The following is a 15968-nucleotide window of genomic DNA, read 5'->3' on the forward strand; positions in this document are numbered from 1 at the left end:
GCGCCCGTGCGCGGCGGCGTCAGGGGCGCCGGTCGCTCTGGCCGCAGATCCACGACAGCGCGTCGTACAACCCGCGCGCGTGGTCGTCGGTGACTCCGCGCTGCACCGCGTCCTCCAGCTGTACGGTCACCGCGTCCACCTCGGCGGTCAGCCGCCCGAGGTCCGGCGCGCCGCCGGTGATGCCGGTGGCCGGAGCCGCGTCGGCCCGCCCCAGGGCCCACAGATATCCGGTCAGCACACCGCGCGAAAGCTGCGTCTGGGCTTCCGGGGCCGCGGCCGCTTCCACCTTCCGGTACGCCGCCTCCACCTCGGCGCGGTACCTCGTACCCACGCGTTCGTCGTCGAATGGTTCTCTCTCCGGGGTGCTCATACCTCTGAGTGTGTCCGATTCCTTCGTGGTGATGTCTCCGTGGGGGTCCCCCGGGGACGGTTCCGTACGGTTTCCGGCGCCGCGGTGCCGCGGCACCGCCCGCGCCCCGGCGTCAGACCGACGACGCGCCGGCGGCGTCGAGATGGCGGCTCAGCGACCGCCCGATGTGCGCGAGCGGTGCCGCCTGGGTCATGGCGTGATGGGTGCACGCGATGTCGTGCGACTCGATCCGCCCGGTCACCCAGGGGCGCCACGCCTCACCGGTGAGGGCCTGCGCCGACTTTCCCTGGGTGGCGTGGAAGTACAGCAGGTCCCCTTCGAACACGCCCTCGACGAAGGTCGGCTGCAGGCGCACCGAGTTGGTCAGGACCGAGGTCATCGCCGCCACATGGTGCTCGCCGAGCCCGGGGTGCTCGGCGAGCGCCGCCGGGCGCCCGTTCCCGCCGTCGCTGCTGAGGATCGCGGCGACCTCGGTGGTGGTCAGCGCGGAGAGACCGGGTCCCTCTGGTGTGTGCCCGGCCGCCTCAAGCAGCAGCGCCAGCGCCGCGTGGTCGTCGGGCAGTGACCTCAGCCGGCTGCGCGGATCGATGGGACGCGAGTCCAGCATGGCCAGCAGCGCCACCCGTTCCCCCCGGTCCTGGAGCCGTACCGCGATGGCGTGCGACAGCGCACCGCCCAGGGACCAGCCCAGCAGGTGGTAGGGGCCCGACGGCTGTACGGAGCGGATGTGCGCCACGTAGTCGGCGACCATCTCCTCGAAGGTCGCGGGCAGCCCGCCCGGCCCCGAGAGCCCCCGCGCCTGCAGCCCGTACACCGGCAGGTCCGCCGCGAGATGCCGCGGCATCCCCGCATAGCACCAGCTCAGACCGCCTGCCGGGTGGACGCAGAACAGCGGCGGCCTGGACCCGTCGGTGCGCAGCGGCAGCAGCATCGCGAAGGGGTCCTGTGCGGTGCCGGTGTCGAGCAGCCTGGCCAGTCCGGCCACGGTCGGCGCCTCGAAGACCGCGCCGATGGACAGGGCCGTGCCCAGCGACGAGCGGATCCGGCCGATGAGCCGGGCGGCGAGCAGGGAGTATCCGCCGAGGGCGAAGAAGTCGTCGTCGATGCTGACGTCCCCGACGCCCAGCACCTCGGTGAAGAGCGCGCAGAGCGTCTTCTCCTGGGCGCTGCGCGCGGGCCTCCCGGTCCGCTCGGCCGCGGGCTCAGGCGCCGGGAGCGCGGCCCGGTCGAGCTTGCCGTGCGGGGTGAGGGGCAGGGTGCCGAGCAGCAGATACGAGGCGGGAACCAGAGAGCCGGGGAGCCGCTCCGCCGCCCAGGCCCGCAGTGCGGCGGCGTCCGGGATGTCACTGTCCGGGACACCACGGTCCGGACCGCCACGGTCCGCGAGCCGCGGCCCGGGGACCGCCCCCGCAGTACGCCCGCCCACGGGCACCACATACGCGGCGAGCAGCGGCTCGCCCCGCTGCGACGTGCGTACCGCGACCGCCGCCCTGGCCACCCCGGGGTGGCGGGCGAGCACCGCCTCGATCTCGCCCGGCTCGATCCGCAGCCCCCGGAGCGTGAGCTGGTCGTCGGTGCGCCCGAGGTACTCGAGCGCGCCCTGCGCGGTCCACCGCACCAGATCGCCCGTGCGGTACATCCGGTCGCCCGGCGACCCGAACGGATCAGCGAGGAAACGTTCGGCCGTCAGCTCGGGCCGGTTGAGGTATCCGCGCGCCACCTGCGCACCGGCCAGGTGCAGTTCGCCGGGTACCCCGGGCGGCACCGGGTCCAGCCGGGGGTCCAGGACATAGGCGCGGACGTTCTGGCCCGGCCGCCCGATGACCGGCAGGTCGCCTTCCGCGTCCAGCCTGCAGTACACGGCGTCGACCGTGCACTCGGTGGGCCCGTAGTAGTTGTACGCGGTCGTGTCCTGGCACTCCCGCAGGGTCCGCCACAGCGCCTCGTCCAGCGGCTCGCCGCCGACCATCAGCAGCCGGGGACGGTGCCGGGCGCCCGTGAGCAGGCCCGCGGAGATCAGCTGGTGCAGATAGGAGGGGGTGACATCCAGGAAGTCGATCCCGTGCCGGTCGACATACCCGGCCAGCGCCGCGGGATCGAGCCGTACGGCGTCGTCGATCACATGCAGTTCCTGGCCGGCCGCCAGGAAGAGCGGGCCCTCCCAGGCGGTGTCGAAGGTGAACGTCGCGGTCAGCGCGGACCGCAGCGGCCGCCCCGCCGCCGCGGCCGCCGGTGCGATCAGCTCGCTGTGGTGGTCGGCGCAGAGATTGCTGAGCGAACGGTGCTCGACGACCACACCCTTCGGCGCCCCGGTCGACCCCGATGTGTAGCTGACGTACGCGGGGTGGTGCGGCAGCAGCGGGGTACGGCGGTCCTCGTCGCCGGGGTCGCTGTCCGGTGCGGCGGCCAGTTCACGGACCGTGCCGGGTGCGTCGACGAGCAGCGCGGGCACGCCGGGCGGCAGCACATCGGCGGCCGCCGCGGTGGTGATGACACAGAGCGGGGCGGCGTCGGTGAGCAGATACCGGACGCGCTCGGCGGGGTGCTCCGGATCCACCGGCACACACGCCGCGCCCGCCTTGAGCACGGCGAGCAGCGCGACCGGGTAGTCGATGGTGCGCGGCAGCGCGAGCGCGACGAAGGTCTCGGGGCCCGCGCCGCGCGAGATCAGCAGCCGGGCCAGCCGGTTGGCGCGCGCGTTCAGTTCGCCGTACGTGAGGGTGCTCGCCCCGCACACCAGGGCGGTCGCCTCCGGCGCCCGGCCGGCGTGCGCCTCGAACATCCCGGCCAGCGTGGCCGTGGCCGGCGGGCGCCCGGTGTCGTTCCAGCCGCTCACCACCAGGTGCCGCTCGTCGTCCGTCAGCAGCCCGATCTCCGCGACGGGCCGGTCGGCGCCCGCGGTGGCCAGCGTGTCCAGCAGGGCCAGGAACCTGCGGTGGTGCGCGGCCGTCACCTCCGCGCTGTACAGGTCGGGGTCCGCGTTGAAGTCGATACGCAGCGAACCGTCGGCGGGGCGGTCGTACACATTCACGCCGAGCCCGGTCACCGGGCCGTTGGAGAGGTTGTGCAGGACGGCCGGGAGCCGGCCGAACGTCAGCTGCGGGTCGTACCCCATGATGTTGATGCCCCAGTCGCCCAGATACCCGCCGGCCGGGATACCGCCCAGGTCCTTGACGAGATACGGCGCCGGGTAGCGCTGGTGACGCAGCAGCCCGCGCGCCTGCCGTGCGGTGTGGCGCACCAGCTCGGACACCGTCGCGCCGGGCTCGGGGCGTACCGCCAGCGGGAGCACGTTGGCCAGCATCACCGGGACCGTACGCGCCACCGCCCCGGTGCGGCCGGTGACCGTCAGATCGAGCGACACCTCGTCCTGCCCGCTCAGCCGGTGCACGTACAGCGCGAGCGCCGCCATCGCGACCGACGGCAGGCTCGTCCTCGCCTGCCGGGCCAGGGCCCGCAGTCCGGCGGCCGCCGGGGCCGCGACCGGGCCGCTCTCCCGTACGAAACGGTGCGGGACCGACTTCAGCCGGCCCGCGGCCTCGGGCGCCGTCGGGTGGCCCGCGAGCTGCGCGGCCCAGTACTCCCGGTCCTCGGTGAAGCGCTCCGACGCGTGGTACGCGGCCTCGTCGGCCAGCACCTCCTCCAGCGTCCCCCAGGTGGAGTCGGGGCGGAAGCGGCCGGACTCCAGCGCGGAGTACAGCTCGGCCACCCGCTGGATGAAGAGGGAGAAGCCGTAACCGTCGAGCGCGATGTGGTGCACGCTGATGTAGATCAGGAAGCGGTCGTCGGCGGTCCTGAGCACGGCGAAGGTGAAGAGCGGGGGCTGCCCGAGGTCGAGCGGGCACCGCATGTCGTCCCACATCCAGGTGTGCGCGGCGGCCCACGGGTCGTCCGCGCCGCGCAGATCCACCAGCGGCAGCGGCCACTGCGGCGCGGGCGCGACGCGCTGCCAGGTGCGGCCCTCGTCGTCGGTCTCGAAACGGGCCCGCAGGGCCTGCGTCTCGCCGACGGCCTCACGCAGGGACTCCTCCAGCAGGTCCAGGTCGAGCGGGCCCCTGATCTCGACGTACTCGGCCGCACGGTAGTTGGGGTTCTCCGCGTCCAGCTCCTGGGAGAACCACATTCCCGTCTGTGCGGCGGTCAGCGGCAAGCGACCGTTCCGGCTGCCGGACTTCCTGTTCATGCGTGCCGTCTCCTGACGCAGGTGCTTGTCTCTACGGGCCATCAGGGCCAACGAGCGTCACCGGACAGGTGTATTGGTCCGGGGCGAAACTCTTTGGGACGGGCGTTCGCGCGCGGGCCGGGCGGCGGGCGCCCCGGCCGCTCCCGGCCCTGTACCAAGACTTGGCCTGCGCTTTACGAGAAGCTCTGCAACCGCTGTGCCCGGACAGTTGTCTCTAGGGGTGTTGTGTCCAGCGGGAAGTAATGTGAGCGGAGCATGAGCATGGGCCGGGTCAAGGGCAGCATAGGGATCGCACTGCTGGTCAGCGCGGTACTGGCGGGCACGAGTGCCTGTGGGGGAAATGCCTCGGCATCCGCCTCGGGGGACTCGGCGAACGGCGCGTCGGCCAAGGCGTCGGCGAGCGCGCACCCGAAACCGACCCATCCGGCGGGCCCGCCCATGCTGCTGGAGACGATAGCCCCGAAGACCGGGACGACCGTCGGCGTCGCGATGCCGATCTCGGTGGTCTTCACCAACCCGGTGGCCACCTCGGCCCGTGCCACGGTCGAGAAGCACCTCAAGGTCTCCGCCTCCACACCGGTCACCGGCGCCTGGCACTGGTTCAGCAGCACCCGCGCCGACTGGCGGCCCGAGAAGTACTGGCAGCCCGGCACCAAGGTGACGCTCGACGCGAACCTGACGGACGTGAGCAACGGCAACGGCCGTTACGGTACGCACAACTACCAGCACAAGTTCACCGTCGGTGACGACGTCGAGGCGACCGCGTCGGTGCCCGGCCACTCGATGAAGGTGACGCGCGACGGCAAGGTGGTCCGCACCCTCCCGATCGACGCCGGCAGCCCCAGCTTCCCCTCCTGGGACGGCACGATGGCCGTGATGGACAAGGCCAAGGAGGTCCACATGACCTCGTGCAGCGTCGGCATCAGCTGCACCAAGGGCAGCCCGGACTTCTACGACCTGACGCTGCCGTGGGACGTGCACCTCACCAACTCCGGCACCTACATCCACTACTCGACCGGCGACCCCTACCCGGGCCACAGCTACGGCTCGCACGGCTGTGTGCACCTCTCGCTCGCCGACGCCAAGTGGTTCTACGACTTCGTCAAGCAGGGCGACCCGATCACCATCACCGGCTCCCCGCGCGGCAAGGCGGCCGGTGACAACGGCTACGCGGACTTCAACCTCTCCTGGGCACAGTGGCTGAAGGACAGCGCCACCGGCCAGCAGACGACGGCCACCGGCTGACGCGGCGCCCGCTTCCCGGAGTCCGGCCGCTGCCCGGGCTCCGGACTCCGCCCCCCCCCTGGCTGCCGCGTCGATGACGCGTTGCGCCACCGGCTGCGCCATGGTGAGGTGCTGAGCGGCCCGGCACAGGGCCGGGGCCGGGCGAGCGGAGGAGCGGCGCGCTGATGACCGAAGAGACGACGGCGTCCGGAACTGGACAGGGCGGATTCCCACGGCCGGGGCTCCGGATGCGGGCCAGGGATCCCGCCGAGCCGCACCGCGCGTCCACGCCGTTGGAGCTCTTCTTCGACCTGTGCTTCGTCGTCGCGGTGTCCCAGGCGGGCGGCCGGCTGGTGCACGCACTCGCCGAAGGCGAACCGGCTCACGGGATCACCGGCTATCTGGTGGTGTTCTTCGCCATCTGGTGGGCCTGGGTCAACTTCTCCTGGTTCGCGTCCGCGTACGACACCGACGACGTGGTCTACCGGATCGCGACCCTGGTCCAGATCGCCGGGGTGCTCGTCCTGGCCGCCGGGGTACCGCGCGCCTTCGACCACGCCGACTACGCGGTCGCGATCGTCGGCTATCTGATCATGCGGGCCGTCCTGACACTCCAGTGGCTGCGGGCGGCGCGCAGCGAGACGGGCGCCGCCAGGACCACGGCCCGGCGGTACGCGGCCGGGCTGGTGCTCGTACAGATCGGCTGGGTCGTCCTGCTGCTGCTCCCCGGCGCCGCCTGGAAGTGGGGCTTCGTCCCGATGGCGGCCGCCGACATGGCGGTTCCCGCGTACGCCGAGCACCGCCACCGCACCCCCTGGCATCCGCACCACATCGCCGAGCGCTACGGGCTGTTCACCATCATCATGCTCGGCGAGACCGTCGCGGCCGCCACGGTCGCGGTGCAGTCGGCGGTGGACGAGTCGGCCGCGCTCGGTGAACTGCTGCCGATCGCGGCGGGCGGCCTCGTCATCGTCTTCGGCGCCTACTGGATCTACTTCGCGGTGCCCATCCACGAGCACCTGGCCTCCAACCGGCAGGCGTTCCTCTGGGGGTACGGCCACTATCTGGTCTTCGGCTCGGCCGCCGCGATCGGCTCCGGCATCGAGGTCACCGTCGAGGAGGTGACGGGCCACACGGACATCCCGGCGGTCGCGGCGGCGGCGACGGTCACGGTGCCCACCGCGCTGTTCCTGCTCACGGTGTGGCTGCTGCACAGCCGCCACTTCAAACGGGGCCCGGCCCAGCGCGCGGTCCTGCCGGTCAGCGTGCCCCTGGTGCTCGCGGCCACGTTCGCCGGGAACCGGGCGGTACCCCTGGCCGGCCTCGTCGTCGCGGTCACCGTCGCGGTGGGCGTGGGGCTGGCACACCGGGCCGCCGCCGCGTCTCCTGGTCACGAACAGTAAGAAAGCCCGAGAATGTATACCATTGACAGGAGAATCTCTCTCATCTGCCCGCTCGGTGCGATCCATAGGCGAAGCCCTGGCATTTTTGTATACTAAGAGCCTCCGGGGGGTGGTCGGCGGGGAAGGGAGCCGGGGCATGAGGGAGGTACTGGACCAGGCCGTGGCGTGGTACGGGCAGGGCGTGCGGTTCGCGCAGGCGACCGTCGTGCGGACCTGGCATTCGGCGCCCCGGCCACCCGGAGCGACCATGCTGGTCGCCGAGACCGGCGAGGTGGCGGGCAGCATCTCCGGAGGCTGCGTCGAAGGGGCGGTGTACGAACTCGCCCGCGAGGTGCTGGAGACGGGGCGGCCCGTGACCGAGACCTACGGCGTCAGTGACGGCGACGCTCTCGCGGTCGGGCTCACCTGCGGCGGCATTCTGGAGGTCTTCGTCCGGCCGGTCGAGAGCGGGCAGGACCCGGCGGTCGAGGACATTGCACACGCGATGGAGGCGGGCCGGCCGCTCGCCGTCGCGACCACCCTCGCCGACGGTCATCTCCCGGCAGGGGCACGGCTCGTCGTCGGCCCCACCGGGGTCCGCGGCTCCCTGGGAGACGTCCGGCTGGACTCGTCGGCGGCCGAGTGCGTGCGCGAGATGCTGCGCCGGGGCGAGACCGGTGTGCTGCGGTCCGTAGCGGGGCCCGGGTGTTCATGGGCGGTACCGGTGTTCGTCGAGTCGTACGCTCCCGCGCCCCGCATGCTGGTCTTCGGAGCGATCGACTTCGCCGAAGCGGTGACCCGCATCGGGAAGTTCCTCGGTTATCACGTGACCCTGTGCGACGCGCGGCCCGTGTTCGCGACCTCGGCACGCTTTCCCCAGGCCGACGAGATCGTCGTCGACTGGCCGCACCGCTACCTCGCGGCCCAACGCGAACGGATCGACGAGCGCACGGTGATCTGCGTTCTGACGCACGACCCCAAGTTCGACATCCCGCTGCTGGAGGTCGCTCTGCGCACGGACGCGGGATACGTGGGCGCCATGGGCAGCCGGCGCACCCACGAGGGCCGGCTGGAGCGACTGCGGCAAGTGGGGGTCGGACAGGCCGAACTGGGGCGTCTGTCCTCACCGATCGGGCTCGACCTCGGGGCCAGGAGCCCGGAGGAGACGGCCGTGTCCGTGGCCGCCGAGATCATCGCTGCGCACTGGGGCGGCACCGGCAAGCGGCTGTCCGGGACCCGTGTGCCCATCCACCACCGGACGCCCAGGGAACCCCTGCCGGGCAGGCCGCCGGATCCCGTGCGGGACACCGGGTGAAAACAGAAAACTGTATGCTTCACACGGTTACTCACCGACAGCGTCCTCCGTCCTCCCGGCCCGGCCTGTCGTGCGGAGGGGAAGGGAAGGGGCGCTGTGGCGAGGCGAGCGGTCCACAAGGTCGGAGCCGACGGAGTGGAGACTCCCGGCACCATCACGGATTTCGTCACGGCCCAGATCCGCAACCGGATCGTGCTGGGAGCGCTCGGTCCGGGAGCCAAGGTGCCGGTGTACGAGCTGGCCGACGAGCTGGGCGTGAGCCGCGTACCGTTGCGCGAGGCCGTCCGCCAGCTCGAGGCGGAGTGCCTGGTGGACAACCTGCCGCGCCGCGGAACGGTCGTACGGCCGCTGAGCGCCCATGATCTCCAGGACGCGTTCGTGATCCTCCAGGCCATCGAGCCGATCGCGGCGCGCCGCGCGGCCGAGTCCGACGACGGGACGATCAGCGCCTCGATGCGGCGGTGGCTGGACGAAATGCAGGAACTGGCCGACAAGCGGGTGCCGCAGGTGTCCGAGGCGATGCTCCACGCGCACCGGGAGTTCCACTTCGCGCTCTTCCGGGCCGCGGGTGAAGGAGTGCTGCAGCGCCACCTGTGCATGCTGTGGAACACTTGCGAGCGGTACGTGATGAACAGTCTGCCCAACCACGAGCGGCAGACCGCGGCGGCGCGAGAGCACGCCGACCTGGCGCGGTGCATCCAGGAAGGCGATCCCGAAGGCGCGGCGGCGGTCCTGCGCCGGCACCTCGAGGCGAGCCTCGCCGGCGCCCTGGACTATCTCGCGGGGCAGGGAGCGCAGTCCGCCCCGTCGCCTTCCTGATCCTGGTAACGACGAGGAGATTTCCGTGACAGACGGTCGTGGGGCGGAGTCGTCCGCCGCTCAGCGGGCCTACGCCGAGATCGCCGAACGGATGGCCTCGGGCGAGCTCCGTCCCGGCGTCTGGCTGCGCGAGGAGTCGCTGGCCGCATCGATGGGGATCAGCCGGACGCCCGTAAGGGAGGCGCTGCGCAAGCTCAACTCCGAGGGCCTGGTCCGCACCGAACGCTACCGCGGCGCGCAAGTCGTGGACTGGAGCCCGGAGCAGGTCGCCGAGATCTACGGCCTGCGTGCGGTGATCGAGGGCTATGTGGCGGCTGTCGCCACACAGAACATCACCGAGGACACCCTGCGCGCACTCGAAGCCAACCTCGTCGAGTTCGAGACGGCGACAGCGGAGGGCGGCGCCGCCGGCAGACAGCGGGCCGCCGCACTGAACAACGACTTCCACAAGATGCTGCTGGAGGCCACCGGCAACAGCAGCCTCATGCACCTGCTCACCGGTGTGCTCGGGCTGCCGCTGGTGCACCGTACGTTCCTCCGCTACACCGAGCGCGACCTCGCGCGCAGCGCCGAGCACCACAGGGAGCTGATCGAGGCGCTGCGGCGCAGGGACGCGATCTCAGCGGAGATGATCATGAAGGTTCACATCAGGGCTGCCCAACAGGCAGTGCTGGAGCAGCAGGAGCGGGACGTCCCCGCAGACGGGTGACGAGCCACGTCGCCAGTACGCCGCCCACGAAGGCACCCGCCGTCGGCGCGTAGCGGCGGGCGATGGGCCATACGAAGGCCAGCGCGTTCAACTCGGAGCCGGCGGACGGGACGTCGGCGGTGGCGGCCGCGGCCGGGGCGGCGGCGGCCGGAGTCTGCTGACCCGGTGCGCCGGCCGGCTGCTCCCGGGTCAGCAGGCCTTCGAGGTTGGTGGCGAACTGCCCGATGATCCGCGCCCCGACGTCCGCCATCGCGCTGCGCCCGAACTGAGCCACCTTGCCGGTGATCCGCAGCTGGGTGCCCACCAGGACGCGGGTCTTGTCACTGCCGTCGGCCACCAGGTCGACAGTGACGACCGCTTCGGCCGAACCCTTCCCGCTGCTCTCACTGCCACCGGCGTCGAGCACCATACGGCGCTTGTCGGCGTCGCGCTCACGGAAGGCCGCCGTACCGCCGTAACTGACCTTGATGGGGCCGACCTTGACGGTCACTGTCCCCTCGTAGGAGCCGTCGTCCTTCGGGGTGACGCTCGCCCCCGGCATGCAGGGCGCGATCCTCGGTACGTCGGTCAGCAGCGCCCACGCTTCTTCCGGTGCGGCCGGGACGACGAACTCGTTGGTGAACTCCATGCTCTACTCCTCGTGGTTCCGGGTGATGACCGCTGTGTCCTCAGCGGCGATTCCGCCTTCCAGTGCCTCTCCGACCGCGCCGACGATGCCGTTGTAGCCGGTGCAGCGGCAGATGTTGCCGGACATGGCGACGCTGACTTCCTCCCGGGTGAGCGGCTGCCGCGCGCACACCAGATGGTGGCCGGAGAGCAGCATCCCGGGCGTGCAGAACCCGCACTGCAGCGCGCCGTGCCGGGAGAAGGCGGCCCGCAGCCGTTCCGCGTCGGGACCTTCCAGCCCTTCCACGGTCACCACGTCGCTGCCTTCGCAGGCACCTGCCAGGGTGAGACAGGCGCGCATGGGCAGACCGTCGACCAGTACGGTGCAGGCCCCGCACACCCCCTGTTCGCAGCCCAAGTGCAGTCCGGTGAGGTCGAGTTGGTCGCGGAGCAGGTCGGCGAGGGTGGTGCGGCCGGCCGTCCGCACCGTGTGCGGCCGGCCGTTGACCGCCATACGGACCGTGATCTCATTCATGAGCTGTCCTCCCCTCTGCGGCCCGCAGTGCCCGGTGCACCGTGACCGCGTGCAGTTGCAGCGCGTGCCGCGCCGTGGAATCGATGGCCGACAGGTTCTGGCCGATGTCGGCCGCGAGGGGCTCGACGAGGCGGACCGGCGCGAGATCGGCGGCCGCCCTGCCCCGTACGGCCGCTTCGGTGCCGCTCAGCCGGAGCGGCCGGTCGGTGGCCGCTCCGAGCCACAACTCGACGTCCTGCCACGTCCCGTCCGCGTCCCTTTCGCCGAGGGCGACGCCCAGGGACTCGGCGAACTCGCCGGGCTTGCGGCACATCTTGTACATGCCCCAGCGCACTGTCGGAGCGAGGCGCCGTACCTCCACATCCGTGATCAGCTCATCGGGTTCGAGGGCGGTGGTGAAGAAGCCGAGCAACAGCTCCCTCACCGGGACGGCACGTGTGCCGCGTACCGACCGGACGTGCGCCGTCGCGTCCAGGGCGGACATGACGGTGGGCCACTCGGCGGAGGAGTCGCTGTGCCCGAGACTTCCGCCGAGGGTGCCGCGGTTGCGGATCGCCGGATAGCCGATGCCGGCCGCGGCGTGCGGGAGCAGCCCCCGGGTGACGTCCGGCGCGAGCCCGTACTCGAACATCATGTGCGTGGTGGTCGCTCCGTAGGACGCGCCGGTGGCTGTCTCCCGGCTGGTGCGCAGAGCGGCGACGCCGGTGAGGTCGACCAGGGTCCCCGGTTCGGCCAGCCGCATGTTCATGATGGGCACCAGGCTCTGGCCGCCGGCGATGACCTTGCCGTCCTCGCCGGCGGCGGCCAGCAGTCCGGTCGCCTCGTCCAGCGTGGTGGGGCGCTGGTACTGGAAGTCCGGTGCCTTCATCGGGTCACCTCCAGCGCCGCCTGCTCCTCGGGCTCGGCGTCCGGCCGGCTCAGCTGGAGCGCCGTCCACACCCGCTCCGGGGTCATGGGTGTCTCGTTGACCTCCGTGCCGTACTCGCGCAGCGCGTCCCGGACGGCGTTGGCGATGGCGGCGGGCACCGGGATCGCGCCGCCCTCGCCGGCGCCCTTGATGCCGAACGCGGTGTGCGGGGACGGCGTCGCCATGTGTTCGATCTTGAGCTGCGGGACCTCGGTGGCCCCCGGCAGCAGGTAGTCGAGGAAGCTCGTCGACTTCGGCTGCCCGTCGGCGTCGTGCACGATCTCCTCCAGGAGGGCGTTGCCGATGCCCTGCGCGATGCCGCCGGTGATCTGACCGTCGACGATGAGCGGGTTCACCACGGTGCCGCAGTCCTCGACGGCGCCGTAGTCGAGAATCCCGACCGCCCCGGTGTCCAGGTCGACCTCCACCACGGCCACCTGGGTGGCGTAGGTGAACGCTCCGGTCTGCACGTCCGGCCGGTAGTAGTAGGTGGCTTCGAGCCCTGCCTCGATGCCCGGCACATGGTCGGGGGTGAAGAGGAATTCCTTGGCCAGCCGGGCGTAGGTGACCGAGCCCTTCCTGCCCACGACGGCGTGATCGCGCAGGATCAGGTCCTTGACCGGCTCGTCCAGCAGCACGGCCCCGATCCGCTTGACCTTCCCGGCCAGCGCGAGGGCGGCCCCGTGCGTGGCCCCGCCCGCCATCACCATGGTGCGGGAGGCGAAGGTGCCGTCGCCGCGCGGCGTCATGGCGGTGTCGCCGTGCGACACGGTGATGTGGTCGAGGTCGACGTCGAAGACCTCGCTGACGACCTGCGACAGCGTGGTCTCCGAGCCCTGCCCGTGGCTCTTGATACCGACGCCCAGGCTGAAGCTCCCGGTGGCGTCCATGGCCAGCCGCGCACCCTCCGTACCGATGGTGACGGCCAGCCCCCGGGCGGCCCACTCGATGCAGCCGTGGGCGGTCTGCTCCGTGAAGGACCCGTACCCGATGCCGATGCGTGTACGTGCCGAGGCGGGAAGCGCCCGCTGACGCTCGCGCCACTTGTCGTGCTCGATGAGGGCGGTGGCGCGGCGTACGGCCTCGGGGTAGTCGCCGCTGTCGTAGACCTTGTTGGCGACGGAGACATACGGCATGTCCTCGCTGCGCACCATGTTCCTGATGCGCATCTCGTACGGCTCCATGCCCAGTTCGTGGGCGAGCTCGTCGATGGTGCGCTCGATGGTGAAGGCCGCGGCCGGCCTGGCGACGCCGCGGTACGGGCCCGACGGGGTCTTGTTGCTGGCCAGACTGCGGGTGCGGAAGCGGTAGTTGCGCAGCCGGTACGGTCCGGGGATCATCGCCGAGGCCATGGTGGCGTCCATCGTGGCCGTCCACGGGTGCACCGAATAGGCTCCGCCGTTGACGAGGATGTCCGCCTCCACACCGAGGAGCGTGCCGTCGGCCGCCGCGTGGGCGGTGACCCGGTGCCGGTGGTCCCGTGCCTGCGTCGAGGAGACCTGCGCCTCCCAGCGGTCCTCGACCCAGCGCACCGGGTGGTCCACCTGGGTGGCGATCGCGGCGAGGGTGATCTCCTCGGGATAGACCGAGCACTTGGCGCCGAAACCGCCGCCCATGTCGGGGGCGATCACCCGCACGCGGCGTGCCTCCATCCCGAGCTGCAGCGCGATCATGTCCCGGATCATGTGCGGGGTCTGGGTGGACGACCACACCGTGAGTTCGTCGGCCGACCGGTTGTACTGGGCCATCACGCCCCGGGTCTCCAGCGGCACGACCGCCTGGCGGTGCATCGTGTACTCGCGGGTGACGGAGACGGCGGACTCGCGGGCCGCCGCGTCCACATCGCCCACCTCGCCCGATGTGGTGGCGTAGATGTTGTCCGGCCAGTCGTCGTGCACCGTCGGGGCGTCCGAGGCGAGGGCCGAGTCGAAGCCGACCACGGCCGGGAGCGGCTCGATGTCCACGCCCACCCGGCCTGCCACATCCTCCGCCTCCGCCCGGGAGGCGGCGATCGCCAGGGCGATCGGCTCCCCGACGTAACGCACCTTGTCCGCCGCCAGGTTGGGCAGCGGTGCGGCACGGAACCCGTCCAGTGTCGACGTCGCCGTCAGAGGCTCGGCGAACGGCGCGAGCCGTGCCGCGGTCCACACCGCCTCGCGGTCCGCCCCCGGGACCGTGACCGCGCGGATCCGGCCGTGCGCCGCCTGACTCCGTACGAACGCGACCTCACGCAGCCCGGGAAGCCGCATGTCGGCGACGAAGCAGCCCCGGCCCGCCAAGTGCCGGGAGTCCTCCCGGCGGGCTGCCCGCGCCCCGACCCCGTTCCGCCGTGCTGAGACGGCCTTCTCAGTGCTCACATGGCTCACCTCACTCGTAGTGGCTGGTCTCCGGCTGCTGCTGCCGCGCGACCGCCGTTGAGGAACCGTATACAAGATGGAGGCTACCGGCTAGTGAGGGCGGCGGTGTTCCGGCGGTGTCCGTGATGACTCCCCATGACGCGCCGAGCCTCGGGTGGGCCTGGAAGTGGCCACAGAGCCCGCACCATCCAGGGGGCTTGCTCGGGTGATCGGCCCGCAATCACGGGCCGTATGAGCCTTGACAACCATTCGGGCGCCCAGCATTCTCAATGTGCATAAAGAATTCTATCTGCCGCCGAGTGGCCTTCACGGTGCACCTCCGCATCCCTGCGCTTGTCCGCGAGCTCTTCTTGAGTGGGAGCGATCGCCGCATGTTGTATACGAGGTGTTGTTTCCATTCGGGGTTCTCCCTTTCTGCCCCAGCCCCCGTCATGAGGAGTGATGTCGTGTGAGCAGAACCAGCAGAACCAGTGGGACCAGCAGGGCCGCGGTGCTGTACGGGCCCGGCGACCTGAGGATCGAGGAGTTTCCGCTCCCCGAGATCCGTGCCGACGACGGTCTGCTCGAGGTGGAGGCCACCGGCGTGTGCGGCACCGACATGGCCGCCTACCACGGGGTCAACCCGTTTTACGAGCTGCCCTGCGCGCTCGGCCATGAGCTGGTCGGCAGGATCGTCGAGATCGGTCCTGCTGCCGGTGCGCGGTGGAACGTCTCGGCCGGGGACCGCGTCGTGGTGGAGGAGTACCTGCCGTGCGGCACCTGCCGCTCCTGCCTGGCCGGTGCCTACCAGATGTGTGATGTGCCGCGGTACGGCGGCAAGTCCGTGCACAGCGGCTGCGGACTGTTCGGCGGCTACAGCGACTACCTCTACCTGCACCCGCAGGCGATCGTCCACAAGGTCGCCGATGACATCCCCGCCGAACTCGTACAGCTCTACATCCCCCTCTCCAACGGCCTGGACTGGGTCGCCGGCATCGGCGGCCTGCGGCCCGGCGGCACCGTCGTGATCGTCGGGCCAGGACCGCACGGCCTGTCCTGCGTGGTCGGGGCACGCGAAGCGGGCGCCGGCACCGTTGTCGTCGTCGGCCGGCCGGCCGACGGGACCCGGCTGGACGTCGCCAGGGCGCTGGGCGCGGACCACACCCTCACCGGTGACCTGCCCGAAGTCCTCTCTGCGGTCCAGGAACTCACCGGCGGCGTCCTCGCCGACACGGTGATCAACGCCGCGGACTCCTCCGCCGCCCTGGAGACCGCGACGGCCGTCGCGGGCAACCGGGCGACCGTGGTCCAGGCCGGCCTCGCGAAAGGAGGCGGTGGCGGGGCGGAGGCCCTCGTCGACGCGATGAACCGCAAGGTCCTCACGCTCCGCGGCGTCCGCGGCCGCCCCAGCCGGATGGTGCCGCCGACGCTGCGGCTCATCGAGTCCGGCCGCTACCCGCTGGAGCGCATGTGCACCGGCCGCTTCCCGATCGAGCAGACCGAACACGCCCTGACGGTCACCGCGAGGGACCCGTCCGCCATCCGTTCGAGCATCATCCCCGGCCTCGTATGAGCGCACACC

The 15968-nt window shown here is 71.5% G+C and carries 12 protein-coding genes; 6 read left to right on the plus strand and 6 right to left on the minus strand.

Annotated elements, in window-relative coordinates:
- Positions 1-19 precede the first annotated feature (19 nt).
- On the minus strand, positions 20-370 hold the full coding sequence (locus G3I19_RS06970) for a hypothetical protein (protein WP_164260622.1): 351 nt from the start codon (positions 368-370) through the stop codon (positions 20-22).
- Between the two features lie 112 nt (positions 371-482).
- Entirely contained in the window at positions 483-4553 is a 4071-nt protein-coding gene (locus tag G3I19_RS06975; RefSeq protein WP_164260624.1) for a non-ribosomal peptide synthetase, read from the minus strand.
- 261 nt (positions 4554-4814) lie between these two features.
- Between G3I19_RS06975 and G3I19_RS06980 the strand changes: the two genes are divergently transcribed.
- From G3I19_RS06980 to G3I19_RS38220, 5 genes are all read left to right on the plus strand, one after another.
- Positions 4815-5798: a L,D-transpeptidase gene (locus G3I19_RS06980; RefSeq protein WP_164260704.1), complete on the plus strand. Its 984-nt coding sequence runs from the start codon at positions 4815-4817 to the stop codon at positions 5796-5798.
- A 164-nt stretch (positions 5799-5962) separates the two neighbouring features.
- Positions 5963-7180, plus strand: coding sequence for a low temperature requirement protein A (locus G3I19_RS06985; RefSeq protein WP_203599268.1), 1218 nt, complete (start codon positions 5963-5965; stop codon positions 7178-7180).
- A gap of 136 nt (positions 7181-7316) precedes the next feature.
- The gene (locus G3I19_RS06990) at positions 7317-8474 is read left to right on the plus strand and encodes an XdhC/CoxI family protein (protein WP_164260626.1); all 1158 of its coding nucleotides are present in this window, start codon (positions 7317-7319) and stop codon (positions 8472-8474) included.
- 96 nt (positions 8475-8570) lie between these two features.
- Positions 8571-9293, plus strand: coding sequence for a GntR family transcriptional regulator (locus G3I19_RS06995; protein ID WP_164260628.1), 723 nt, complete (start codon positions 8571-8573; stop codon positions 9291-9293).
- 25 nt (positions 9294-9318) lie between these two features.
- Positions 9319-10002: a GntR family transcriptional regulator gene (locus tag G3I19_RS38220; RefSeq protein WP_164260629.1), complete on the plus strand. Its 684-nt coding sequence runs from the start codon at positions 9319-9321 to the stop codon at positions 10000-10002.
- Here G3I19_RS38220 and G3I19_RS07005 read toward each other — a convergent pair.
- From G3I19_RS07005 to G3I19_RS07020, 4 genes are read right to left on the minus strand one after another with little or no spacing between them, the layout of a single operon-like run.
- Positions 9941-10630: an SRPBCC family protein gene (locus G3I19_RS07005; protein ID WP_164260631.1), complete on the minus strand. Its 690-nt coding sequence runs from the start codon at positions 10628-10630 to the stop codon at positions 9941-9943. The genes G3I19_RS38220 and G3I19_RS07005 overlap by 62 nt on opposite strands.
- 3 nt (positions 10631-10633) lie before the next feature.
- Positions 10634-11143, minus strand: a complete 510-nt coding sequence (locus G3I19_RS07010; protein WP_164260633.1) for a (2Fe-2S)-binding protein — start codon at positions 11141-11143, stop codon at positions 10634-10636.
- A complete protein-coding gene (locus G3I19_RS07015) occupies positions 11136-12011 on the minus strand; it encodes an FAD binding domain-containing protein (protein WP_203599269.1) in 876 nt (291 codons plus the stop codon). The genes G3I19_RS07010 and G3I19_RS07015 overlap by 8 nt, the downstream gene beginning before the upstream one ends.
- On the minus strand, positions 12008-14407 hold the full coding sequence (locus tag G3I19_RS07020) for a xanthine dehydrogenase family protein molybdopterin-binding subunit (protein WP_343235013.1): 2400 nt from the start codon (positions 14405-14407) through the stop codon (positions 12008-12010). Before G3I19_RS07020 ends, G3I19_RS07015 begins: the two co-directional genes overlap by 4 nt.
- Before the next feature lie 448 nt (positions 14408-14855).
- Here G3I19_RS07020 and G3I19_RS07025 point away from each other — a divergent pair, with 448 nt between their 5' ends.
- Complete coding sequence (locus G3I19_RS07025) at positions 14856-15959, plus strand: zinc-binding dehydrogenase (protein ID WP_164260637.1); 1104 nt, start codon at positions 14856-14858, stop codon at positions 15957-15959.
- Positions 15960-15968 lie beyond the last annotated feature (9 nt).

Origin of the sequence: Streptomyces sp. SID10853, from assembly GCF_010548145.1 — a bacterium.
Lineage (GTDB): Bacteria > Actinomycetota > Actinomycetes > Streptomycetales > Streptomycetaceae > Streptomyces.